Genomic DNA, 22,433 nt, shown 5'->3' with positions numbered 1-22,433 from the left:
TCTCCATAAATAAATTAGTCACTCGGTTTGGCGAGGGATTAACTCATTCACGGAACACGCATAATCGCAGATGCACCCTGAGGGTGGGGGGGGAAATAACGCGTACAGGAGGGAACGACAGGCGTGGAGCGATGATCGGGGTCAACAGGACCAGCAACATCCCCAGGCCAAACAGCACGTTTTCAAACATTACCGGGGAAGAGGCCAACAACGATTTGGCACTCAGCTCACAGGGGGTCGTGGTGGTGGCCTCTTCATCACCGCTGGCCACGGATTGGCTGACGCTGACAGAGGGCAGGCCAAGGGCCAGTTGCAAGGTATGCAAGCCCGCCATGCGCTGGGTGAGGCACGTCAGTACCACCAGGCAAGCCAGGGTTAAAAACCATTTTGCAATCCGCTGCCGATTTATCATCACGCCCTCAATGCCGTCTCTGCGCCTATCTTAGCGGCGCAAACAGGATAAGCAACGATTGGCCTGTAAAGAAATGTCTGGCGGCGGTATTGATGGCACGAAATTACAGGTATCATAAGCGATTAAGCCTGTGCTTTTCGCCGGGTATGTCGACTTTATACACTGCGAAGGACTGGTGATATGCAACCGTTAAGTGGACCTGGCGCTCCTGGCGCAGCCGATCACCCTCCAACCGCAGGCAAAATCCCCCCTGCCGACGATCAACCGCTCTCCCCAGCCCAACGCACCCAGTTGGAAAAACTGATCGTCAAGATCATGGCCCTCAGCCCGGCCAAATCCGCCGAGATCTGGGCCACGCTGCGTCATGAATTAGGGGCGGATAACCACAGCGAACTGTTGGCGCGCCATTTCCAACCGGCGGAGCAGCTACTGCAAAACCGCCTTGGCGTGGCACAACAGAGCCATGCCAGCCGTCAACTGCTGCAACAGCTCACCGAACTGCTGCCACAGGGCAACAACCGCCAGGCGGTCAGCGACTTTATCCGCCAGCAGTTTGGCCATACGGTGTTAAGCCAGTTGAGCCACCCACAGCTCCAGCAAGTGTTGAACCTGCTGCAAACCGGCGAACTGACAATCCCACACCCGCAACAAACGGCCACCAGCGATCGTTCGCTGCTGCCTGCGGAACATCAGCACTTGCAGCTGCAGGTCACCAAGCTTAGCGCGGCCACCGGTGAGACAACGGCCAAACTCTGGCAGGCACTGTTCGATCTGGTCGGGGTAAAAATCAACGATCCATTGCCCGCACGCCACTTCCAACTGCTTAGTCAGTTTATGCAGGTGAAATTGGCGCTCAGCCCGCAAACGGCGCCGACGCTGCAAAATCTGCTGGCGGTATTGAAACAGCCAGCAGACCAGCAAGAGCAGCAACAGCTCAATGACTATTGCCAGAGCCGCTTTAACGGAAACCTGAATACGCCGTTGACCCACGCGCAGCTAAACGACGTGATCCAGCAGCTGTTTACCCGCCGTCTGGACAAGGCTGGCCACGCTCCGTCGTTACACAGTGACGTTCAACAGCCACAGCCATTGCTTAACCCGCTAATCGCCGCCCTGCCGCAGCCTTTACAGTCGGTATTCAGTAAGCCTCTGGCGCTGGTTGTCGGCGTTATCGTATTGGTATTGGTTCTGTGGGCGCTGTTTTAACAGCCGCACTCCGGCGCGTTATTCCGCCCCTGCATCGTGCCCTGCTCAACACCGATGGCCACCGGATGGCCATCGCGTAGCCAGAAATCCAGCCCGCCAATCAGCTCTTTGACCCGAAAACCGAGCTTGGCCAACTTGTATGCCCCCTGGGTGGAGCCGTTACAGCCGATACCGTCGCAGTAGGTGACATAGACCTTGTCACGATCGAGAGATGAGGTGCTGCTTTCATCCATTAATCGATGGGGAAAGCTCACCGCGCCAGGAATGTGCCCGGCGGCGTAAAGCGCACTCGCACGGGTATCGATCACCACAATCTCGCTGACGCCATTGCGCAAATCTTCCGCCACATCCGCCGAGTCGGCGTAGAAGGCGAGCTTTGCCGCCAGATAATCCCGGCTTTGTGCCGCCGTTGCCGGGGGATAGGCCAATACCAATGAAGAGATGCTCATAATAGAACTCCAATGCATTAAGAGTGATGACAAAGTGCTTGAGTCAAATTAACCCAATAACAGCCAACCCACTAACGTAGCCCAGGCCAGGAACGGTATCGAATAGTAATGGAACTGCAGCCAGATCTGGCGTTCCCCCGCCATCCGCAGGGCGATCAGGTTCGCCAACGATCCGATCGCCAGGCCAAATCCCCCGGCGTTTACCGCATAGGCCACCAAGGCGCTGGACGGCACATAGTTCAGCAACAAAATGGTCGCCGGAACGTTGCTGATCACTTGGGATAAAGCGATCCCCAACGCATACACGCTGCCATCCGCCAGCGAGGCAATCTGGTCAAACAGCGGTTGCACCGCCGGCAGTTGGGTCAGCAAGCCAATATTGATAAACATGGCGAGAAATACAAAGATCAGGCTCCAGTCAATCTGCAGCAGCACCTGGCGAGCCAACAACAGAAAACCGGCAAACACCAGTAACATGCCATACAACGGCACGTCCAAATCCAGGCAGATTAGAAAGGCCACATACAGCGCGACACTGGCCAGCAACAGGCGCATTTGATAAGGATAAGGTTGGGTGTTCGGGGCTTTGACAATTTTCCGCGCCGGGAAACTGAACCAGGTGACCACCAGCAGGCTCAGCATCATGATAATGCCGAACGGTGCCATGCGCCCGATAAACTCCATAAAGGTCAGCGAAGACTTGCTCCACAGCAAAATATTCTGCGGATTGCCAATCGGCGTCAGCAACGACCCGGCGTTAACCGCCAGTGCCTGGAAGATAATCAGGCGGCTTATCGGCAATGAAGAGAGCTTTTTCAGCGTAATGGTCAACGGGATCACGATAAACAGCGCCACATCGTTGGTGAGAAACGACGACAGCACCGCAGCGGCACACACCAGAAACAGTGCCAGTGAGCGTTCACTTTGCAGGGTATTCACGATCTGGCGGCCGATAAAATCGAAATAGCCGCTAACCTCAACGCCTTTGGTCAGCAGCATCAACCCCAGCAGGGTCATGATGGTGCGCCAATCGATAAAGCCAGAGAGTGCCCTCAGCGGCTGTGGCCCAATGGCGTACAGCAGCATCCCCATCAGCAGCAACGCATGCAGGAAGCGGTCATGCAAAAATGGCCTCAACAAACTGGTCACCGCATTTGAACTCATGGATTTACTCTTATTTTTCAAGCTAAGGCTGGAAAACGACGTTAGCCGAAGCTCTTGAATTACGCCAGTAAAAAAGCACGTTGCCCTTTCCATTTGTCGTATTTTGTTTTATACCCGTCGTCTTTCCCTGCTTTTAGGATTTTCTATGGCCAATTCCATTGCCAAAAGTCTGCTGCTGAGCGCGGCGCTGATGCTACTAGCCGCCTGTAACGATGCCAACACCCGCCCCCAGATCGACATCGAAGGCAAAACCATGGGGACGTTCTATAGCGTGAAGGTCAGCGGCACTATCACCGAGAGCAAACAACAATTGCAGCAGGAGATCGATGCGCTGCTGGAGCAGGCCAACGACGATATTTCCACTTACCGCCCCGATTCGGTGTTATCCCGCTTCAACCAGAACACCACTGCCGATCCGCAGCCCATCCCCCGTGGAATGGCCGATATCATCCTCACCGCTCAGCGCATTGGCCGAGATACCGGAGGTGCTATGGATATCACCGTCGGCCCGTTGGTTAACCTGTGGGGTTTCGGCCCGGATAAGCGGGCCGTCAAAGTCCCTAGCCAGCAGCAAATCGATGCAGCCCGTCAGCATATTGGCTTGCAGCATCTGAAACTGCTGAGCGACAGCCGGGGTGAATGGCTGCAAAAAGATCTGCCGGAGATGTATGTCGATCTCTCCACGCTGGGCGAAGGTTACGGCGTGGATCAGTTGGTCCAGTTGATGGCGCGCAAAGGCATCACCAACTATCTGGTCTCGGTGGGTGGTGCCGTTTCATCACGCGGCGTGAATGGCCAGAACAAGCCTTGGCGGGTGGCGATCCAAAAGCCCACCGACCGAGAAAATGCGGTGCAGGCGCTGGTGGATTTGCAAGGCTACGGCATTAGCACTGCGGGGAGTTACCGTAACTACTTCGAACAGGATGGCCAGCGCTATTCCCACGTGATCGATCCCGTCACCGGGCGGCCTATCACCCATAAACTGGTTTCCGTTACGGTGATTGCCCCTACGGCGTTGGAGGCCGATGGTTGGGATACCGGGTTGATGGTGCTGGGTACGGAAAAAGCGCTGAAACTGGCCGAAGAGAAAGGACTGGCGGTGTATTTGATCAGCAAAACCGATGACGGCTTCAGCGCGGTGATGACTCCGCAGTTTAAGGCATTTTTGGTGCAGTAGGACCTTTAAAATCAGCGTATTACCCCTCACCCTAACCCTCTCCCACAGGGAGAGGGGACCGATCGAGTTCGTTATTCGTTATTCGTTATTCGTTATTCGTTATTCGTTATTCGTTATTCGTTATTCGTTATTCGTTATTCGTTATTCGTTATTCGTTATTCGTTATAGAAACTTACCTGACCATGGCACTAAATCAACTGTCTTTTAACCAACCAACAGATTAATCACGGCACCTTGCCACAACTACGGACAGCTCCCTCTCCCTGTGGGAGAGGGTTGGGGTGAGGGGCCGACTACTCTGCCTCAGCACCAGGTTTTTCATCCTTTCTGTGCAGCAGCGAATACACCGCCGGGATCACCAACATCGATAGCAATGGCGCACTCACCATGCCGCCAATCATCGGTGCGGCAATCCGCTGCATCACCTCTGAGCCTGCACCGCCGCCCCACATAATCGGCAGTAAACCGGCCATAATGGTCGCCACCGTCATCACCTTCGGCCTGACGCGCAGCACCGCCCCTTCGCTAATCGCCGCCATCAGTTGCTGATGACTCAACGGCTGGCCGGGCTGACGATGTTTCGCCAGCGCCTGATTAAGGTACAGCACCATAATCACGCCAAACTCCGCCGCCACCCCGGCAAGGGCAATAAAGCCCACCGCCCCCGCCACCGACAGGTTGTAATCAAGCAGATACAACAGCCAGACCCCACCTATCAGCGCAAACGGCAGCGTCGCCATGATCAGCAGCGCATCGCTCACGCTGTTGAAGGTGACAAACAGCAGCACAAAGATGATCGCCAGCGTTACCGGCAGCACAATCTTCAACTGGGCGCTGGCGCGTTCCAGATACTCAAACTGCCCGGACCAACTGAGGGAAACCCCGGCAGGCAGCTTCACCTGCTGTGCCACCACCTGCTGCATCTCCTCCACCGCCGATTTCAAATCGCGCCCGCGCAGATCGACATAGATCCAATCCGAAAGCCGGGCATTCTCGCTTTTCAGCATCGGTGGCCCTTCGGTGATGCGAATATCCGCCAGTTCTGCCAAAGGTACTTGCCCACCGGTCGCCGTCACCACCGGCAATTCACGCAGCTTTTGCAGCGAATCACGGATCTCCCTTGGATAACGAACGTTGATTGGATAACGCGCGCGCCCTTCAATGGTTTCAGCAACATTTTCCCCACCCACCAGCGTAGCGACCACCGATTGCAGCTCTTTCACCGAAACGCCGTAACGCGCCGCACGCTGGCGATCGATATCAATATCCACATAGCGCCCTCCGGCCAGGCGCTCCGCCAACGCGGAAGTCACACCTGGAACCTGCTTCACCACCTGTTCGATCTGGCTGGCTGCCTGCTCGATATCGGCAATATTGCTGCCGTTGACCTTGATGCCTACCGGGCTTTTGATGCCGGTCGCCAGCATATCCAGACGGTTACGGATCGGCGGCACCCAGACGTTGGCAATGCCGGGCACCTTGACCACGCTGTCCAGTTCGGCCACCAGTTTGTCCATCGTCATGCCGGGCCGCCACTGGTCGCGGGGCTTAAAGCGAATGGTGGTTTCCAGCATGGTCAACGGGGCCGGATCGGTTGCCGTTTCCGCCCGCCCGGCCTTGCCAAAGACCGTGTCCACTTCCGGCACGGTTTTGATCAAGCGGTCGGTCAGTTGCAGAAGCCGTGCGGCTTCACGGGCAGAGATCCCCGGCAGCGTCGAAGGCATATACAGCAGATCGCCTTCGTCCAGCGGTGGCATAAACTCGCTGCCCAGGCGGCTGAGTGGGAATAAGGTCAGCACCAACAGCAGAGCGGAAATCCCCAGGGTGGTTTTAGGCCGTGCCAGCACCGCCGCCAGCAACGGCTGATACATGCGGATCAACCAACGATTGATCGGATTGGCATGTTCGTCCGGAATGCGGCCCCGGATAAAATAGCCCATCAGCACCGGCACCAGCGTGATACCCAACCCCGCCGATACCGCCATCGCATAGGTCTTGGTGAACGCCAGCGGGGAAAACATCCGCCCTTCCTGTGCCTGTAGCGAAAACACCGGGATAAACGACAGGGTGATGATCAACAGACTACAGAACAGCGCAGGGCCAACCTCAACCGCCGCCTGCTCTGAGATGTGCCAATAATCTTTTGAGGTGGGCTGCTGGCCGGGATGACGTTGCCGCCACTGCTCCAGCACCTTGTGCATGTTTTCGATCATCACAATCGCCGCATCCACCATCGCGCCGATGGCAATGGCGATCCCTCCCAACGACATGATGTTGGCGTTAACGCCCTGATAATGCATCACCACAAAAGCGCCCAGGATCCCCAGCGGCAAAGTCACCATCGCCACCAGCGCCGAACGAAAGTGGGACAGGAACAAGGCGCACACCACCGCGACCACCAGGAACTCTTCCAACAGCTTAAATGACAGCGTATCGATCGCGTGCTCGATCAGTTGCGATCGGTCATAAACCGGCACGATCTCCACGCCCGGCGGCAAGGTGTGCTGAAGCTGTTGTAACTTGGCCTTCAGCGCATTAATGGTTTCCAGCGCATTCTTACCGTAGCGCATTACCACAATGCCGCCAGCCACTTCACCTTCACCGTTGAGCTCCGCCACGCCACGGCGGATTTCCGGCCCTTCACGTAGCTCTGCCACCTGCGACAGCAGGATCGGCACACCGTCACGCGCAGTGATCACCACGTTATTAAAGTCGGCGAGTTTTTTCAGGTAGCCGGAGGTGCGCACCATAAACTCAGCCTCCCCCATTTCCAGCAGCGCACCGCCGCCTTCCTGGTTGGCATCCTGAATGGCGCTCACCACCTGCTGATGGGTAATATTCAGCGCCCGCATACTTTGCGGATTTAATATCACCTGATATTGCCGCACCATGCCGCCAACGCTGGCCACCTCCGCGACGTTAGGCACGGTTTTCAGCTCGAACTTGAGCGTCCAGTCCTGCAAAGCGCGCAGATCCGCCAGGCTGTGTTTACCAGTACGATCGACCAGCGCATACTCATAAACCCAACCAACGCCGGTTGCATCCGGGCCCAGCGCCACTTTGACCTGCGGGGGCAGAGAGGACTGCACCTGGCTGAGTGACTCCAACACCCGCGAACGCGCCCAGTAAGGATCGGTACCGTCTTCAAACAGAATGTAGACGTAGGCATCGCCGAACATCGAGAAGCCCCGCACCGTGCTGGCTCCCGGCACCGTCAGCATGGTGGTGGTCAACGGGTAGGTCACCTGATCTTCAATCACCTGCGGCGCCTTGCCCGGGTAGGTCGCCCGGACGATCACCTGCACGTCAGAGAGGTCGGGCAGCGCATCCAGCGGTGCCTTCTGCAACGCCCATACGCCCCACCCGGCCAGCAATATCGAAGCCAGCAATACCAACAGGCGATTGCGTATCGACCAGCGGATCACGGAGGCGATCATTGTTGGCCTCCTTGCAGCATGATCTGGCTGATGTGCGAGCCGTTTTCATCCACGCTAAAGTGGAACATCACCTTGCTGCCGATGCCAATCCCAGCGGGTAAGCCACCCGCTGGCAAGGTGAAATCCATGGTCATCGCGGGCCACTGCAACTCTGCGACCGGATCGTGCGACAGCGTGACGGTATCATTATCCACCGCCTCGACTACGCCCAGCGTCTGATACTGTTTTACCCCCTCCTGCGCGGTCATCTGTGGCAAGGCGCTGCGCATGCTGGCTTCGGAATCAATCAGGAACTGGCCTGAAGTCACCACCTGCTGCCCTGCTTGCAGACCCTGTTTGATTTCTACCCAGCCGTCCTGTGCCAGGCCGGCGACCACGTCAACCGGAGCAAAGTGGCCGTTCCCTTCCGCCACCAGCACCCGGTTGTGATCGCCACTGCCGATCAGCGCTTCCTGCGGGATAGCCAGCACCGGCTTGGCCCCAGCGTTTTGAGCCAGTTGCACCTGCAAATACATGCCCGGCTTCAGGCGCTGTTGGGGATTTTTCAGCACGATACGCGCTTTAAAGGTGCGGGTAAGCGGATCGACATTAGGCAGCAGCTCGCTAACCTCGCCAGTAAAACGTTCACCCGGCCAACTGGCGGAGCTGGCTGCCACCGCATCGCCAACCTGCAACAGCCCGGCCTGCGCCTGCGGGTAATCAATCACCATCCACACAGGATCGAGACTGGCCAACTCAAACAGGCCCTGCGTCGCGGTGACCTGCATCCCTTCCCGTGCGTCCAGCTTGTTGATAAATCCACTCTCCGGGGCGGTAATGGTAATGCGGGTCTGGGGTTGGCCACTGCGTTCAACCTGGCGAATGATGGCTTCAGGCATAAACTGCAATGCCAGACGCTGGCGGGCGGCAGAGGTCAGTGCGCTATCGCCCAGTTTGCGGATCGCCAGGTATTCCTGCTGTGCAGCACTCCAGTCCGGGATCCACAGTTGTGCCAGCGCTTGCCCTTTCTTTACCTGCTGCTGGCTGGCACGCACATAGAGTTTGTCTATCAGCCCATTGGCCCGGGCGGCAATAACCTGCACGCCACGTTCATCGGTGGCAACGCTGCCATAGGCATCAAGCTGCAAATTCAGTTCACGCAGTTGTGCAGCCGTGGTACGCACGCCCAGATTCTGCTGCTGGCGGGCACTGATGGTGACACCACCGTCATCCTGCTGCTCATCGGCATAGCGTGGCACCAGTTCCATATCCATAAACGGCGATTTGCCCGGCTTATCAAAACGCTGGCCTGGCACCATCGGATCGTACCAATACAGCACCTGCCGTTCGGCACCGCCGCTAGCAGGTTGCGCCGCAGTTCTTTCCCCGGCAAACCAGTAACCGCCCATAGCGCCGCCCAATAAGGCGGCTAACAGCGTCAGGCTAAAACGCATTTTCATTACATTGCCTCCTGCACGGTGAGATAACGGATGGCGGCCCATAGCTGCGCCAATTCACGCGCGGCCTTACCGGCGCTCAGACGGCTATCGAGCAAGGCCCGGCGCGCTTCCAACACCGAGGAGAGATCGCTTTTGCCACTGCGGTATTGCGCCAGTTGCAGTGCCACGCGCTGTTGTTGCAGCGGGATCGCTTGCTGCTGTTGACGCTGCCATTGCGCCTGCGCGGCCTGATACTGCGCCAGCAGGGTATCTAACTGGGCCTGATGATCGCGGATCAATAACGTCAACTGATCGTTGGCCTCCATCGAGCGGGAAACGTCGGCGGCATAGTCCTTATCCTGCCGCTGGGAGCGGAACAGCGGCAGATCGACGGTAAACATCACGCCCGCCATATCCTCATAGCCATCGGCCCGTTTGCCATACGACACCTCTATGCCCACGTCCGGAATGGCGGCCACCTCGGACTGCGCCGATCGCGCCTTGGCCACATCGGCCTCACGGCTGGCCTGCACCACTTCAGGGTGCTGTTTTATCGCTTGTCGCAACAGGTTGCTCTCGGCGGGCAGACGCTCGAAGCGTGGCAATGGACCACCGATCCCCTCCACCTGTTGCCCGGTCAACTGGGTCAAGCGCGCCTGGGCGATGGTGACGTCACGCTGCGCCTCGCTGAGTCGGTCCTGCATCGCCAACAACGTCAAGCGAGCATCGATGACGTTAGCGGCGGGCGAACTGCCACTGGCCACTCCGGCATGTTGGGCGGCGATTTGCTTTTCACTTTCTTTGAGCAAAGCCGTAGCATCTTTCAGCGTCTGCTGGCTCAGCGCCAGTTCCAACCAGGCCTGTGCCGTCTGCTGCTGCAAACGGGCGCGGATTGTCGCACTGTTGGCTTCGGTTTTATTGGCCTCGGCACGCAGGGTGTCCGCCTTACGTTGGCGTTTGGTGCTGCTGACATAGTCCTGCATGATGCCAACCCGCTCCATGGTCATCCCGTCACGGGTCAAGCGCCGGGCGCTACCGCCTTGCACCGGCACGTTTTCAATGCCGAATTTCAGCTTGGGATCGGGCAGCTCCATCGCCGAATCCGCCATGTTTTGCAACGCATTCACCTGATGCTGGTTGGCCGAAAGCTCGGCGGAATAGCGCTCCGCCGCCGCCAGCGATTGCTCCAACGTCAGGCCGGTTGCCTGCGCACTCGCCGTCCAACAGGCGAGCAGCAGCCAGCCCACCCGCAATGGGTGAGAAAGTAGTCTGGACATGGTGCCCCCGTTAGTCTTGGCTGGCGCGGATGGCGGTCAGCTGATAGCCGCCGTCAACCTGACGGAAGCTGAACTCCACCGCAGCCCCGGCAGCCAAGGCAGGCAATGGCGGCTGGGGCTGAAGGAAATTCATGGTCATCGGCGGCCAGTTCAAGGCAGGGATGGCTGGGTGGGCGAGCGACACTTTCTGCTCACCCCAGGCCTTAACGGTCCCTTTAGAGTGATAGACGGCGGTGTCTTGGCTGGCATGTTGGTGATGTTGCATCTCCGCAGCGGAGACGAATGAAGAGAACATCAGAGAGATGAAAACGGCAGTGATCAGATTACGCATAACGATAGCTCCATAGAATAGACAAAAACAACTCAGGTCACCGTGCTGGACGGCAAAGCGGTTGGTTTGGCTATTCACGGAAGCGGCAGAAGACGATCTCTGCCGGCGGGCCTGCTATCGGAGGGGTTTGCCAATCGAGGCGGGAAAACTGTGCCTGGGGCTGAGGATCGGCAACCAACAGCTCACTGCTGGCAGGTATTACTGCCGCCAGGGCAAGATTACCGTGGTCTTGCTGTGCCGTATCTGGAACGCAGTGCTTTTCACACAGCGGCCCTTCGGCCTGCATCATCTCATTGGTTAGCGGATCGGCGGCCTGCATATGCATCGTATGCTGCGCGGCTGGCGCAACGGTGGTGAGTTGCAGGTTGCAGTGATGGCTGGCGATCGCCAGTTGGCTGTTGAGCAGTAGCCAGCAGACGGCCAATAGCCATGCTGCAGCCCGCTTCTTGGCGAAGCGCAACCGATGCATAGATATTGAGATGGACGCCAAAGCCGACATGCAAAAATTCCAGAGTAAGAAACTGTGCTGAGTATATCGGCAGAAAACCGTCACAGGAACGGAATTTACACCCGCTGACAAAGCCGCCTCGGAACGATCCTATAAACTGAAAATGCTTTGATTTCAGTCAACTACACAGCTTAAAAATCCCGTTAATCATAGCAAAAACCGGCTTTCGCCGGTTTGCATTATTAATTCAGCCCCAAGGTCCACTGGGCTATTTTGAAGTAGATGATCAAGCCGGTGCCGTCTATCAGCGTGGTGATAAACGGGGCGGAGACTACGGCAGGATCCACACCGAAGCGTTTCAGAGCCATTGGGATCACGGAAGAGACAATCGCGGCCCACAGCGTAATACAAACCAGGGTCAAGCTCACAATGAGCGTAATCTCATAGCCGATACCCATCATCCAACCACGGAATGCACCAGCACAGGCCAGCGTTAACGCGATCATGATCGAAGTAGTCATTTCCTTGCTCAGCACGCGCCCCAAATCGCGCATGCGGACCTCCCCCAAGGCCATGGCCCGCACAATGGTAGAGGTGATTTGCGTGCCGCTGTTACCACCTGTACCCACCAATAGCGGGATAAAGAAGGCCAGGGCAATCGCCGCTTCCAATGACTCTTCAAAATGCTGAATAACCGTGCTGGTATAAGCCTCGGCGACGAACAGCAGCAGCAGCCACACGCTACGTTTTTTCCACAGCTCGAAGGAGCTCATTTCAAGGTAAGGCTTATCCAGCGGTAGGCTTGCCCCTTGCATATGGGCATCCTCGGTGTTTTCATCCTCGATAATCTGCGCGATTTCCCGCTCGGTTAAGCAGCCGACCAAACGGCCATTATCGACCACCGCCACAATATCTAAATTATTATTGTCCACCAGTTTGGCGATATGTTCGCGTTCGTCCGTGGGTTTTACATGGAAGAAGGTGGTCTCCATCATATCCTTGATACGCTCGCCATTATGTTCTTCCTGCAATAAACGTTTAACAGAAAGAACCCCCACCAGTTTGGTGCCATCTTCAATAAAGATTTGTGCGGGAATATCGTCGTTGGAAAGTTGGTTAACGAATATTTTCCTGGCTTCGCCAACGTAAAGATCTTGATGTAGAACAGAGACTTTCTTGTTCATATAACGCGCGATGGCGTCGTCTTCAAAGTTGGCGTTTTGGTAAAGGTCTTGCAATACAACATGTGACATTCTAGATACTCCCGATTGAAAGATGGAGTCTCATAGAGGCGACAAGACAGGACAGCGAAAGCCGATCCCCACGTCTTGGGTTTAGCACTATACAACGTATCCCCAGGGGGAAGTTACCTTAGCAATGCCTTGATTCGGCTAATGCTTGTTTTACCCTTGGTGGCCTCTCTCGATGCCATTAGAGCGGTAACTTGTGTTCGTATAGGAGCCTCGCCATAACGAGATCGTAAAGCTAGATAAAGCGTGGGCATTATGACTGGTTTGGTTATTCGTATAGGAAAAATGGTAATTTTGTTGAGGTGTTATTTATTTTTCGGGCCAAAAACTAACCTGATTACTTTATTATCCTTCCCGGTGAAGGCTAAATTAAACGAAAAACGCCCGCCGTTTAAGTTATCTGCCGTCAGTTTTTTTGATCTGCGAAATCTTAATTCGTGCTGATGTAGGTATCGCTTTAAAAAAGCAAAAAAAATCGGGCACCTATTACGGTGCCCGATTGATAATAGAACGCCCCAGGCTTACTTCTGCAGTTTACGCATTACCAGCGTGGCGTTGGTGCCGCCGAAACCGAAGCTGTTGGACATGACCGTGGTCAGCTCACGCTTGGTTGGCTCGGTCACGATGTTCATCCCTGCCGCCTTCTCATCGAGATTATCGATGTTGATGCTTGGCGCAATGAAACCGTGCTCGACCATCAGCAGGCTATAAATCGCTTCCTGCACGCCCGCCGCACCCAGTGAGTGGCCGGTCATGGCTTTGGTTGAAGAGATGGCCGGCGTGTTATCGCCAAAGACTTCACGGATCGCGCCCAGTTCTTTCACATCGCCGACCGGCGTGGAGGTGCCGTGTACGTTCATGTAATCGATTGGTGTGTCTACGCCCTGCATTGCCATCTTCATGCAACGCACCGCGCCTTCACCCGATGGAGCCACCATGTCGGCACCGTCTGAAGTCGCACCGTAACCGATGATTTCCGCATAGATATGTGCGCCGCGAGCCAGAGCGTGCTCCAACTCCTCAACCACTACCATGCCGCCGCCGCCTGCAATAACGAAACCGTCACGCGCTGCGTCATAGGTACGAGAAGCTTTTTCTGGCGTGTCGTTATAGCTGGTAGACAGCGCGCCCATGGCGTCGAACTCGCAGGCCATTTCCCAGCACAGCTCTTCACCACCGCCAGCAAAGACGACGTCTTGTTTACCCAGTTGGATCAGCTCAACGGCGTGGCCGATACAGTGTGCTGAAGTTGCGCAGGCAGAACTGATGGAGTAGTTCACGCCGCGAATTTTGAATGGGGTAGCCAGGCAGGCAGAAACGCCTGATGCCATCGCCTTGGTCACCATGTATGGGCCAACGCCACGCAGGCCTTTGGCGCGCATACCGTCAGAACCCGCAACCTGGTTACGTGGAGAACCACCACCGGAACCGACCACCAGACCGGTGCGATCGTTGGAAACCTGATCGGCTGCCAGGCCGGAATCTTGAATCGCTTGTTCCATGGAGAGATAGGCGTAAACCGACGCGTCGCTCATAAAGCGCATCACTTTACGGTCAATCAGACCGGTAGTGTCGAGTTTAACATCACCCCATACGTGACTACGCATGCCGGAATCTTTCAGCTCCTGAGAGAAGGTGATCCCAGAGCGGCCTTCCTGCAGACTTGCCAGGACCTCCTGCTGGTTGTTACCAATGCTGGAGACGATTCCCAGGCCAGTAATCACTGCACGTTTCATTCAAGTACCTCTTCCACAATTTACATTCGGGATTTTGCAACGCACTTTAGCGTACAGATGTACGCCGAACAAGTCCGATCAGAATAATTTTGCATTATCTTTACCCAGTTTGCACCTCGGGGCTACCCCCGTTAAAATCGCTCTATCCCTTGAGTTACGAGCAACCTACCGTGAGCAATGCCCCCATCCAAACCGCAGCGTTAAGCTGGAATGAACAAGGTACACCTGTTTCGAAACAGTTTGATGACGTCTATTTTTCCAACCAGGATGGGCTGGAGGAAACCCGCTACGTCTTTCTGGGGGGCAACCGGTTGCCACAACGCTTCAGCGATCACCCACGCTCACTGTTTATTGTGGCAGAAACCGGCTTCGGTACCGGGCTGAATTTTCTAACCCTGTGGCAGGCCTTTGCGCGTTTCCGGCAGGAGACACCCGCAGCAAGTTTGCAGCGCCTGCATTTTATCAGCTTTGAGAAATACCCGTTGCAGTTGGACGACCTGGCGGCAGCCCATGCCCAATGGCCAGAACTGGCTCCCTTTGCCGATGAGCTTCGCGCCCAGTGGCCTTTGCCGCTGCCAGGGTGCCACCGCCTGCTGCTTGCCGAAGGGCAGATCACGCTCGATTTATGGTTCGGTGACGTCAATACCCTGTTGCCGCACTTTGACGCCAGCATGAACGATCAAATTGACGCCTGGTTCCTGGATGGCTTTGCGCCGTCCAAAAACCCCGATATGTGGAGCGAACCGCTGTTTGTCACCATGGCGCGTTTTGCCCGCCCAGGCGGCAGTTTTGCCACCTTCACTGCCGCAGGGTTTGTCCGCCGCGGATTGCAGCAGGCCGGGTTTGAGGTTACCAAATGCAAAGGCTTTGGCCAGAAACGCGAGATGCTCACTGGTCAGCTACCTGCCGACACCCCGGCAAGCGTCAATCCAAGCCCGTGGTTCCTGCGCCCGGCAGCGGAGAATACCGACGATGTCGCTATTATTGGCGGCGGCGTAGCCAGCGCACTCACCGCGTTGGCCTTATTGCGCCGTGGGGCCAGGGTGACCTTGTATTGTGCCGATGCACAGCCCGCAGAGGGCGCATCTGGCAATCGCCAAGGGGCGCTGTACCCGTTACTGAATGGCCGGGGCGATGCGTTGGAAAACTTCTTCTCCGCCGCCTTCCCCTTTGCCCGCCGCCAGTATGACACCCTGCTGCAACAACAGGTTGAGTTCGGTCACCAGTGGTGTGGCGTCAGCCAATTGGCCTATGACGAGAAAAGCGCGGGCAAGATCGCCAAGATCCTGGCCGTTACCTGGCCGCACACTCTGGCACAACCGGCCGATCGCGCTACGCTTAGCACCCTGTGTGGGATCGATACGGGGTTTGGTGGCATTCACTATTCGCTCGGGGGATGGCTGTGCCCTGCTGACCTGACGCGTGCCGCGATTGCCCTGGCTGAACGGCAGGGATTGGTTTGCCACTATCTGCATACGCTTTCCGATCTCAACCGCAATGATGAGGGTTGGCAGCTGCATTTTGCCGGGAGTGCAACTCACCAACATGCGACGGTGATTCTGGCTAACGGGCACCAACTCACCACTCTGGAACCTGGCGCCGCTCTACCGGCATATGCCGTGCGCGGCCAGGTTTCACATATTCCCACTACGCCAGTCTTAAGTGAGTTAAAGCAGGTACTGTGTTACGACGGTTATCTGACGCCGGTGAATCCTGACAATCAGCAGCACTGCATTGGTGCCAGCTACCAGCGCGGTGAATCAAACACCGAATATAGCCAGGCAGAGCAGGAAGAGAACCGCGATCGCCTGCTGCGCTGTCTGCCAGAACAGAGTTGGCCGCAAGAGGTGGATATCAGTGGCCAGCAGGCACGCTGTGGCGTACGCAGCGCTACGCGCGACCACATGCCGATGGTAGGTGCCGTACCGGACTATCAAGCCACTCTGGCGCTGTATGGCGATTTACAGCAGCAACGTCAGCGCGGCGAAGCAATTGCCGATGCGCCAATGTATCCGGGATTGTTTATGATCGGAGCCTTGGGCTCACGCGGTCTGTGCTCAGCGCCGTTGGCCGCGGAGATTTTAGCGGCTCAGCTGTTTGGCGAACCCTTACCGGGGGATAGCGAGATGTTGGCAGCGTTAAACCCAAACCGCATGTGGGTCAGGAAGCTACTGAAAGGACGCGAGGTATAGTTCATTTGAGGGGCCAGCGTGATGCTGTCCCCTTTAGAGCAATTATTCAGTCGGCAACGCTGTCTGATACAGGTTTTCCCACATGCCCAGCACCAACACCTGATCCGGCGGGGAAAGTTCCCCGGCCTTGATGGCCTTGTCCAGGCTGCTCTGCACCCGCACCTTGAGCTGCTCGGCGCTGTGTTCGGCATGTTCTTCCGATTCCGCCACCGCCAAAGTCAGATGACCGCGCAGGTAGCCACCGGCAAACAGTTCATCATCGCTGGCGTGCTCTACCATGTCATCAATCAGCGCCAGAATGCGCGCTTCAAATTCTGCGATCATCAAATTTCCTCGTTAACAAACAGACTCTGGCCTCAGAGATCTTCCGGGTAGGGAAAATGCTCGGCCGCCAGCGGAGGCGTATTGTAAAACGATTGCAGCGCCTGAATAAAGCGCGCAGGTCGTGTGGGTATTCCTCGCTCCAGCAATTCCAGCACCCGGGTACGGACTTTACGCTGGAAACCAATGCGATCCGGCTCGCAGTCTCCACTGAGATTGTCGCAGCTGACGTTGAACGGGAAACCCGCCGCCACGCAGAACATCCACTCCAGCGCCTGCGGATTAATCTCGACCGCTTCGAATTCACTTTGCGTCTGGGCATCGCGCCCATCCGGGCAATACCAGTAACCGAAGTCCACCAGCTTGCGGCGTTCGGCACCGGCGATGCACCAATGGGAAATTTCATGCATGCCGCTGGCATAGTAGCCGTGGGCAAAAACTATGCGGTTATAAGGCAGCTCATCATCGGCAGGCAGATAAATAGGCTCATCGTCGCCTTTAACCAGGCGTGTATTGAACTCATCGCTAAAACACTGATTAAAAATTTCAATCAGTTGCGGATACTGGTGTGTGTTTGGCATAAAAAAACTCAAATAACCACAAAATTAAGGTGGCCATTATAGCCGATATCTCTCGGCTTGCCGCCCCTTTGAAATGTTAAAAATGCAACGCCAACCATTGCTGGATTTCCGCCCCGTGATTGTCGTACAGCAATTTGCAGCTCATGATCAAAGACACTATCACGATCATCGGCCGGATCAGCTTCTGGCCCTTGGTCAGCACCATGTGCGCCCCAAGACGGGCTCCGAACACCTGCCCTACCAGCATCACCAGACCAATGCTCCAGATCACTTGGCCGCCAATAATAAACAGCACCAGGCTGCCCAGATTGGAGGTGAAGTTCAGCACCTTGGCATGGGCGGTCGCCTTCGCCAGGTTAAAACCGCACAGCGTCACATAGGCCAAGGCATAGAACGAACCGGCTCCAGGCCCGAAGAAACCGTCGTAGAATCCTACACAGCCCCCAGCTACCAAGCCAAAGGGTAACGCCCCCAGCCGACGCTGGCGATCGCTTTCCCCCAGCCGTGGTGTCAGCAAGAAATAGACACCGATACCGATCACCAACAGCGGCAGCATCTGGCGCAGTATATCGGCACGCATATGCTGCACCAGGATCGCCCCGATCACCGACCCCACCAGCGTCAGGAAGATGGTCAGCTTCTGGGTATTAAGATCGACAGCGCGACGGCGGACAAAGTACAGGCTGGCGGAAAACGATCCCCCCACCGACTGCAATTTATTGGTCGCCAGCGCCTGCGTGGGAGGTACGCCAACGGCCAGCAGAGCCGGTACGGTCAACAGCCCACCGCCACCGGCGATCGAATCGATAAACCCGGCGAACATTGCTACCAGAAACAGTATCCCGAGCAATTCGGGACCTAACACCAGCCCATCCATAAGTCGTCTGCCTGCTTTTTTATTTGCGCACACACTACGCCTTATGACACCAAAAATAAACGCCCCTTTCGAGGCGTTGTTATTTGGCTATCAGCGGTTGGCGAAGTGGCTATCCAGCAGCGCCTGACAGGTTGGCGGCAGCGGTGGCGGCTCCTTCTTGACCGGATTGGCGTTCGGCTGATGTGGTTTGAACCAGCTGGCCAACTCGGCACCACAGCCATCGCCCACCGGCGGCGCATCCTGATCCAGACACTCCAGACTCCCCGCCGGGCAACGCAAGCGTACGTGCATATGCGCACGATGCCCAAACCAAGGGCGGACCTTATGCAACCAACCGCGATCGGCACCGGCATCCTGGCACAGGCGCTGTTTGATCGCCGGGTTAACGAAGATCCGCGTCACTTCGCTATCCTGCGCCGCCATCTTGATCAAGGATTCGATCTGCGGCTGCCACTGGCGATCCACTACCTGCTTACCGTCGCCAGAGACCAGATCGATCGGCTGCGGTTTCAACAGTTGCTGAGCGCTCCAGCGTTGGCGCGGCAGCTGCAACCAGATGTCCACGTCCAAACCGGATTGGTGGCTGGCATGGCCGCTACTGAAGCGCCCACCGGCCGGCATGGCCATATCCCCGATCAACACCGTGCCCAGTGCTTTCTGGTTGGCCTGGCTGCTCAGACGTTGAATAAACGCCAGCAGGTCAGGATGGCCAAAGTAGCGCCGCTGGTCGGTACGCATCACCTGATAATCCGGTGAGTTCAGTGGCAACGGGTGCGCCCCGATGATACAACCGTTGGCGAAACCGCCAACGGCCTGCGCAGTGCCACTGACCGGGTGGTCAATCTTTTGCCACGGCGTTAACGCCAAGGCAGAGCTGGAAGCGATCAACGCAGCGAAGCCCAGCAGCCATCTTTTCATCGTAGTCCCTTACCAGCGTGGTACGTCGGAAATCACATCACCGTTTTGCGCACGCTGGCGCAGCAGATGATCCATCAGCACGATCGCCATCATCGCTTCAGCGATCGGCACCGCACGGATCCCGACACACGGATCGTGGCGGCCACGGGTGACCATTTCCACCGCTTCACCCTGACGGTTGATCGTACGACCCGGCACCATGATGCTGGAGGTCGGCTTCAGCGCCAGATGGGCAATCACCGGCTGACCGCTGCTGATACCACCAAGAATGCCGCCAGCGTGGTTGCTCTGGAAACCTTCAGGGGTGATTTCATCACGGTTTTCACTGCCACGCTTGGTGACTACGGCAAAACCGTCGCCGATTTCTACACCTTTGACCGCATTGATGCTCATCAGCGCATGCGCCAAGTCGGCATCCAGACGATCGAACACCGGCTCGCCCAACCCTACTGGGACGTTTTCCGCCACTACGGTCACTTTGGCACCGATGGAGTCGCCCTCTTTTTTCAGCGCGCGCATCAGTTCGTCCAGGGCTTCCAGCTTGTCCGGATCCGGGCAGAAGAACGGGTTCTGTTCAACCTGATCCCAATCTTTCAGCTCGCAGCTCACATCGCCAATCTGCGCCAGATAACCGCGCACCTGTACGCCAAACTTCTGCGCCAGATATTTTTTGGCGATAGCACCGGCGGCAACGCGCATCGCGGTTTCACGCGCCGAAGAACGGCCACCGCCGCGATAATCACGCACGCCGTACTTCTGTTCGTAGGTGTAGTCGGCATGGCCAGGGCGGAACACATCTTTGATCGCGCCGTAGTCTTGCGAGCGCTGATCGGTGTTTTCGATCATCAGGCCAATGCTGGTGCCGGTGGTGACGCCTTCAAATACTCCGGAGAGGATGCGCACCTGATCCGGCTCGCGGCGCTGGGTGGTATAGCGCGAAGTGCCGGGGCGGCGGCGATCGAGATCGTGCTGCAAATCAGCTTCTGTCAGCGGAATACCTGGCGGCACACCGTCTACGATACATCCCAGCGCCACACCGTGAGATTCACCAAATGTGGTGACGCGGAAAAACTGCCCAATACTGTTCCCTGCCATCACGGCTCCTTACCGTTGGTTGTCATCCCGTTCGTCTGCAAACGGGGCATACAGGCCCGCACTATGGCGAGCCCAGGTTGTTGGTTAGCTGCGGTAGAGGCTGAAATGATCTTTGCAGTCAATCAGCTGCTGTTTGTTCAGCATGAATACGCCGTCCCCGCCGTTATCAAACTCCAGCCAGGTGAACGGAATATCCGGATATTGTTCCATCAGATGTACCATGCTGTTGCCCACTTCACAAATCAGCACGCCGTCATCGCTCAGGAAGTCTGGCGCACAGGCCAGAATGCGGCGCACCAGCTTCAGGCCGTCGCTGCCTGCGGCCAGGCCCAGTTCCGGCTCAAAGCGGAACTCTTGCGGCAGGTCGGACATATCTTCCGCATCGACATACGGCGGGTTGGTGACGATCAGATCGTATTGGATCGCGGGGACGTCACGGAAGAGATCGGAGCGGATCGGGATCACCTGATGTTCCACGCCGTGCGCCTGAATATTACGCTCGGTCACGGCCAGCACGTCGGTGGAGATATCTACCGCGTCCACTTCCGCTTCCGGGAAGGCATAGCCGCAGGCGATAGCGATACAGCCACTACCGGTACACATATCCAGGATATGACGTGGCGGATGGGGGATCAGCGCGCTGAAGCGATCGTTGATCAGCTCACCAATCGGTGAACGCGGTACCAGCACGCGCTCATCGACATAGAACTCCAGATCGCAGAACCAGGCTTTATTGGTCAGGTAAGCAACCGGGATGCGCTCGTTGACGCGGCGGATCACTCGCTCAACGATGCGGTGACGCTCGCTGGAGGTCAAACGCGCAGTGCGCATATCTTCAGGAATATCCAACGGCAGGAACAGGCTGGGCAAGACCAATTGCACGGCTTCGTCCCACGGGTTATCGGTTCCGTGGCCATAGTAGATATTGGCGGCGTTGAAACGGCTTACGGCCCAGCGCAGCATATCCTGAATGGTGTGCAGCTCATTCACTGCTTCTTCGACGAAAATTTTGTCCAATTTGCCCTCCGGCAGGCACGATGATTCATGATTTAGCCCCGTAGTTTGCCATGAAGCCTGCGACAAATCAGCAGCAATAGCAGCGTAGCAGCATTCTGGTTGGCATTCAGTGCCAGTTTTGCGTCGACAGAAACCTTCGAGCAGGTAAACTAGCGCGATAAATGATAGGCGACGAGCGAATAATGAAGAATAAGCCCCCTCTGAGCAAAGATGAATTATTGCTCTTTAGAGAGTCGGTAGCTGGAGCAAAGAAGCTGCCGCAGGACACCATCGTCCACCCAAAACCGAAAATGAAAACCAAACAGATCGCGCCGCAGCGCCTGTTGCAAGAGCAGGTGGATGCCAGCTTTTACTTTTCCGATGAGTTTCAACCGCAGCTGGAGGATGAGGGCCCAACGCGCTATGTGCGTCCCGGCTACAGCCACTATGAGTTGAAGAAACTGCGCCGCGGAGATTACGTGCCGGATCTGTTCCTGGATTTGCATGGCTTGACGCAGATGCAGGCCAAGCAGGAGCTAGGGGCGATGATCGCCGCCTGCAAGCGTGAGCACGTGCATTGTGCCTGCGTGATGCACGGCCACGGCAAACACATCCTCAAGCAGCAAACGCCGCTGTGGCTAGCGCAACATCCGGACGTGCTGGCTTTCCACCAGGCTCCCAAAGAATGGGGCGGTAACGCAGCCATACTGCTGTTGATCGAACTAGCCGAATAGCGAAATAATATGGCACTTGGCGGTGCCAAACAATCCGCAGTGACGGTGTCATAAAGGGGGCCATGAGTTGAGAACGACCTTGACGAAATAGCCCCTACCAATCCTGGCAAAAACTTAAGTCCCTTCCCCAGTACCCTATCCACTTAAATACCCAAACGCTTTTAAGCTGGGATTTCAAATAAAACATTTGTTTTAAATATGCTTGAAACAAAAATCATTGATGTGATTTAAAATTTACGAGAATGATCCTGTATTAACGCCAAAAAGTAGACAAGGGGAATATTGTCAGTAGAATGCGCATTTTGTTATACGCAGATAATAACCGCTACAAATAGCCGCATTGCAAATATAGCACCTTGAGTTAATCAAACAATAGCATATACCTCCTACAAAAATTGGGGGAAGATCCCTCAT

Annotated in this window: 20 protein-coding genes and 1 riboswitch; of the genes, 4 read left to right on the top strand and 16 right to left on the bottom strand. The window is 56.3% G+C overall.

Annotated elements, in window-relative coordinates; all coding sequences use genetic code 11:
* Positions 1 to 43 precede the first annotated feature (43 nt).
* Positions 44 to 412, bottom strand: coding sequence for a copper resistance protein (locus ACX9GU_RS08300; protein WP_473194436.1), 369 nt, complete (start codon positions 410 to 412; stop codon positions 44 to 46).
* Between the two features lie 180 nt (positions 413 to 592).
* Between ACX9GU_RS08300 and flk the strand changes: the two genes are divergently transcribed.
* Complete coding sequence (flk, locus tag ACX9GU_RS08295) at positions 593 to 1,618, top strand: flagella biosynthesis regulator Flk (RefSeq protein WP_094982006.1); 1,026 nt, start codon at positions 593 to 595, stop codon at positions 1,616 to 1,618.
* Here the strand turns inward: flk and ACX9GU_RS08290 are convergent.
* Positions 1,615 to 2,067, bottom strand: a complete 453-nt coding sequence (locus tag ACX9GU_RS08290) for a rhodanese-like domain-containing protein (RefSeq protein WP_473194435.1) — start codon at positions 2,065 to 2,067, stop codon at positions 1,615 to 1,617. The genes flk and ACX9GU_RS08290 overlap by 4 nt on opposite strands.
* A gap of 48 nt (positions 2,068 to 2,115) precedes the next feature.
* Positions 2,116 to 3,231: an SLC13 family permease gene (locus ACX9GU_RS08285; protein ID WP_473194434.1), complete on the bottom strand. Its 1,116-nt coding sequence runs from the start codon at positions 3,229 to 3,231 to the stop codon at positions 2,116 to 2,118.
* A 145-nt stretch (positions 3,232 to 3,376) separates the two neighbouring features.
* On the opposite strand from ACX9GU_RS08285, the gene apbE reads away from it, so the two are divergent.
* Entirely contained in the window at positions 3,377 to 4,408 is a 1,032-nt protein-coding gene (gene apbE, locus ACX9GU_RS08280; protein ID WP_473194433.1) for an FAD:protein FMN transferase ApbE, read from the top strand.
* Between the two features lie 293 nt (positions 4,409 to 4,701).
* Here the strand turns inward: apbE and ACX9GU_RS08275 are convergent, their stop codons facing one another.
* The 7 genes from ACX9GU_RS08275 to fabB all read right to left on the bottom strand — a co-directional run bounded on the left by ACX9GU_RS08275 (position 4,702) and on the right by fabB (position 14,305).
* Positions 4,702 to 7,845: an efflux RND transporter permease subunit gene (locus tag ACX9GU_RS08275; protein ID WP_473194432.1), complete on the bottom strand. Its 3,144-nt coding sequence runs from the start codon at positions 7,843 to 7,845 to the stop codon at positions 4,702 to 4,704.
* On the bottom strand, positions 7,842 to 9,284 hold the full coding sequence (locus ACX9GU_RS08270) for an efflux RND transporter periplasmic adaptor subunit (protein ID WP_473194431.1): 1,443 nt from the start codon (positions 9,282 to 9,284) through the stop codon (positions 7,842 to 7,844). The genes ACX9GU_RS08275 and ACX9GU_RS08270 overlap by 4 nt, the downstream gene beginning before the upstream one ends.
* Entirely contained in the window at positions 9,284 to 10,540 is a 1,257-nt protein-coding gene (locus ACX9GU_RS08265) for a TolC family protein (protein ID WP_473194430.1), read from the bottom strand. The genes ACX9GU_RS08270 and ACX9GU_RS08265 overlap by 1 nt, the downstream gene beginning before the upstream one ends.
* 10 nt (positions 10,541 to 10,550) lie before the next feature.
* The gene (locus tag ACX9GU_RS08260) at positions 10,551 to 10,871 is read right to left on the bottom strand and encodes a copper-binding protein (protein WP_473194429.1); all 321 of its coding nucleotides are present in this window, start codon (positions 10,869 to 10,871) and stop codon (positions 10,551 to 10,553) included.
* 70 nt (positions 10,872 to 10,941) lie between these two features.
* Entirely contained in the window at positions 10,942 to 11,370 is a 429-nt protein-coding gene (locus ACX9GU_RS08255) for a hypothetical protein (RefSeq protein WP_473194428.1), read from the bottom strand.
* Positions 11,371 to 11,561: 191 nt separating this feature from the next.
* On the bottom strand, positions 11,562 to 12,572 hold the full coding sequence (locus tag ACX9GU_RS08250) for a magnesium transporter (protein WP_473194427.1): 1,011 nt from the start codon (positions 12,570 to 12,572) through the stop codon (positions 11,562 to 11,564).
* A gap of 59 nt (positions 12,573 to 12,631) precedes the next feature.
* Positions 12,632 to 12,802, bottom strand: a riboswitch (M-box (ykoK) riboswitch).
* Positions 12,803 to 13,090: 288 nt separating this feature from the next.
* A complete protein-coding gene (fabB, locus tag ACX9GU_RS08245) occupies positions 13,091 to 14,305 on the bottom strand; it encodes a beta-ketoacyl-ACP synthase I (protein ID WP_021806051.1) in 1,215 nt (404 codons plus the stop codon).
* A gap of 170 nt (positions 14,306 to 14,475) precedes the next feature.
* Between fabB and mnmC the strand changes: the two genes are divergently transcribed.
* Positions 14,476 to 16,497, top strand: coding sequence for a bifunctional tRNA (5-methylaminomethyl-2-thiouridine)(34)-methyltransferase MnmC2/FAD-dependent 5-carboxymethylaminomethyl-2-thiouridine(34) oxidoreductase MnmC1 (gene mnmC / locus ACX9GU_RS08240; RefSeq protein WP_473194426.1), 2,022 nt, complete (start codon positions 14,476 to 14,478; stop codon positions 16,495 to 16,497).
* Positions 16,498 to 16,539: 42 nt separating this feature from the next.
* Here the strand turns inward: mnmC and ACX9GU_RS08235 are convergent, their stop codons facing one another.
* The 6 genes from ACX9GU_RS08235 to prmB all read right to left on the bottom strand — a co-directional run bounded on the left by ACX9GU_RS08235 (position 16,540) and on the right by prmB (position 21,306).
* Positions 16,540 to 16,821, bottom strand: a complete 282-nt coding sequence (locus ACX9GU_RS08235) for a YfcL family protein (protein ID WP_021806053.1) — start codon at positions 16,819 to 16,821, stop codon at positions 16,540 to 16,542.
* Between the two features lie 32 nt (positions 16,822 to 16,853).
* The gene (locus tag ACX9GU_RS08230) at positions 16,854 to 17,399 is read right to left on the bottom strand and encodes an elongation factor P hydroxylase (RefSeq protein WP_024529154.1); all 546 of its coding nucleotides are present in this window, start codon (positions 17,397 to 17,399) and stop codon (positions 16,854 to 16,856) included.
* Between the two features lie 76 nt (positions 17,400 to 17,475).
* Positions 17,476 to 18,276: a sulfite exporter TauE/SafE family protein gene (locus tag ACX9GU_RS08225; protein WP_121607422.1), complete on the bottom strand. Its 801-nt coding sequence runs from the start codon at positions 18,274 to 18,276 to the stop codon at positions 17,476 to 17,478.
* A gap of 90 nt (positions 18,277 to 18,366) precedes the next feature.
* Positions 18,367 to 19,194, bottom strand: a complete 828-nt coding sequence (mepA, locus tag ACX9GU_RS08220; RefSeq protein WP_473194425.1) for a penicillin-insensitive murein endopeptidase — start codon at positions 19,192 to 19,194, stop codon at positions 18,367 to 18,369.
* A 9-nt stretch (positions 19,195 to 19,203) separates the two neighbouring features.
* Positions 19,204 to 20,289, bottom strand: a complete 1,086-nt coding sequence (gene aroC, locus ACX9GU_RS08215) for a chorismate synthase (protein ID WP_021806057.1) — start codon at positions 20,287 to 20,289, stop codon at positions 19,204 to 19,206.
* An 84-nt stretch (positions 20,290 to 20,373) separates the two neighbouring features.
* The gene (gene prmB / locus ACX9GU_RS08210; protein WP_473194424.1) at positions 20,374 to 21,306 is read right to left on the bottom strand and encodes a 50S ribosomal protein L3 N(5)-glutamine methyltransferase; all 933 of its coding nucleotides are present in this window, start codon (positions 21,304 to 21,306) and stop codon (positions 20,374 to 20,376) included.
* 182 nt (positions 21,307 to 21,488) lie between these two features.
* Between prmB and smrB the strand changes: the two genes are divergently transcribed.
* Positions 21,489 to 22,019, top strand: a complete 531-nt coding sequence (gene smrB, locus ACX9GU_RS08205; RefSeq protein WP_021806058.1) for an endonuclease SmrB — start codon at positions 21,489 to 21,491, stop codon at positions 22,017 to 22,019.
* Positions 22,020 to 22,433 lie beyond the last annotated feature (414 nt).

The sequence above is a fragment of the Serratia sp. K1WW1 genome (assembly GCF_055790865.1).
Note: the sequence above shows the minus strand (reverse complement) of the source record. Positions and strands in the feature narration are given on the sequence as shown.

What these genes read in the sequence shown, in the direction of transcription:
- ACX9GU_RS08275 (WP_473194432.1), bottom strand. Translation starts at nt 7,845, where the DNA reads ATGATCGCCTCCGTGATCCGCTGGTCGATACGCAATCGCCTGTTGGTA.
- ACX9GU_RS08255 (WP_473194428.1), bottom strand. Translation starts at nt 11,370, where the DNA reads ATGTCGGCTTTGGCGTCCATCTCAATATCTATGCATCGGTTGCGCTTC.
- mepA (WP_473194425.1), bottom strand. Translation starts at nt 19,194, where the DNA reads ATGAAAAGATGGCTGCTGGGCTTCGCTGCGTTGATCGCTTCCAGCTCT.
- ACX9GU_RS08230 (WP_024529154.1), bottom strand. Translation starts at nt 17,399, where the DNA reads ATGCCAAACACACACCAGTATCCGCAACTGATTGAAATTTTTAATCAG.
- smrB (WP_021806058.1), top strand. Translation starts at nt 21,489, where the DNA reads ATGAAGAATAAGCCCCCTCTGAGCAAAGATGAATTATTGCTCTTTAGA.
- ACX9GU_RS08300 (WP_473194436.1), bottom strand. Translation starts at nt 412, where the DNA reads ATGATAAATCGGCAGCGGATTGCAAAATGGTTTTTAACCCTGGCTTGC.
- ACX9GU_RS08225 (WP_121607422.1), bottom strand. Translation starts at nt 18,276, where the DNA reads ATGGATGGGCTGGTGTTAGGTCCCGAATTGCTCGGGATACTGTTTCTG.
- apbE (WP_473194433.1), top strand. Translation starts at nt 3,377, where the DNA reads ATGGCCAATTCCATTGCCAAAAGTCTGCTGCTGAGCGCGGCGCTGATG.
- ACX9GU_RS08270 (WP_473194431.1), bottom strand. Translation starts at nt 9,284, where the DNA reads ATGAAAATGCGTTTTAGCCTGACGCTGTTAGCCGCCTTATTGGGCGGC.
- aroC (WP_021806057.1), bottom strand. Translation starts at nt 20,289, where the DNA reads ATGGCAGGGAACAGTATTGGGCAGTTTTTCCGCGTCACCACATTTGGT.
- ACX9GU_RS08265 (WP_473194430.1), bottom strand. Translation starts at nt 10,540, where the DNA reads ATGTCCAGACTACTTTCTCACCCATTGCGGGTGGGCTGGCTGCTGCTC.
- ACX9GU_RS08250 (WP_473194427.1), bottom strand. Translation starts at nt 12,572, where the DNA reads ATGTCACATGTTGTATTGCAAGACCTTTACCAAAACGCCAACTTTGAA.
- ACX9GU_RS08290 (WP_473194435.1), bottom strand. Translation starts at nt 2,067, where the DNA reads ATGAGCATCTCTTCATTGGTATTGGCCTATCCCCCGGCAACGGCGGCA.
- flk (WP_094982006.1), top strand. Translation starts at nt 593, where the DNA reads ATGCAACCGTTAAGTGGACCTGGCGCTCCTGGCGCAGCCGATCACCCT.
- fabB (WP_021806051.1), bottom strand. Translation starts at nt 14,305, where the DNA reads ATGAAACGTGCAGTGATTACTGGCCTGGGAATCGTCTCCAGCATTGGT.
- ACX9GU_RS08285 (WP_473194434.1), bottom strand. Translation starts at nt 3,231, where the DNA reads ATGAGTTCAAATGCGGTGACCAGTTTGTTGAGGCCATTTTTGCATGAC.
- ACX9GU_RS08260 (WP_473194429.1), bottom strand. Translation starts at nt 10,871, where the DNA reads ATGCGTAATCTGATCACTGCCGTTTTCATCTCTCTGATGTTCTCTTCA.
- ACX9GU_RS08235 (WP_021806053.1), bottom strand. Translation starts at nt 16,821, where the DNA reads ATGATCGCAGAATTTGAAGCGCGCATTCTGGCGCTGATTGATGACATG.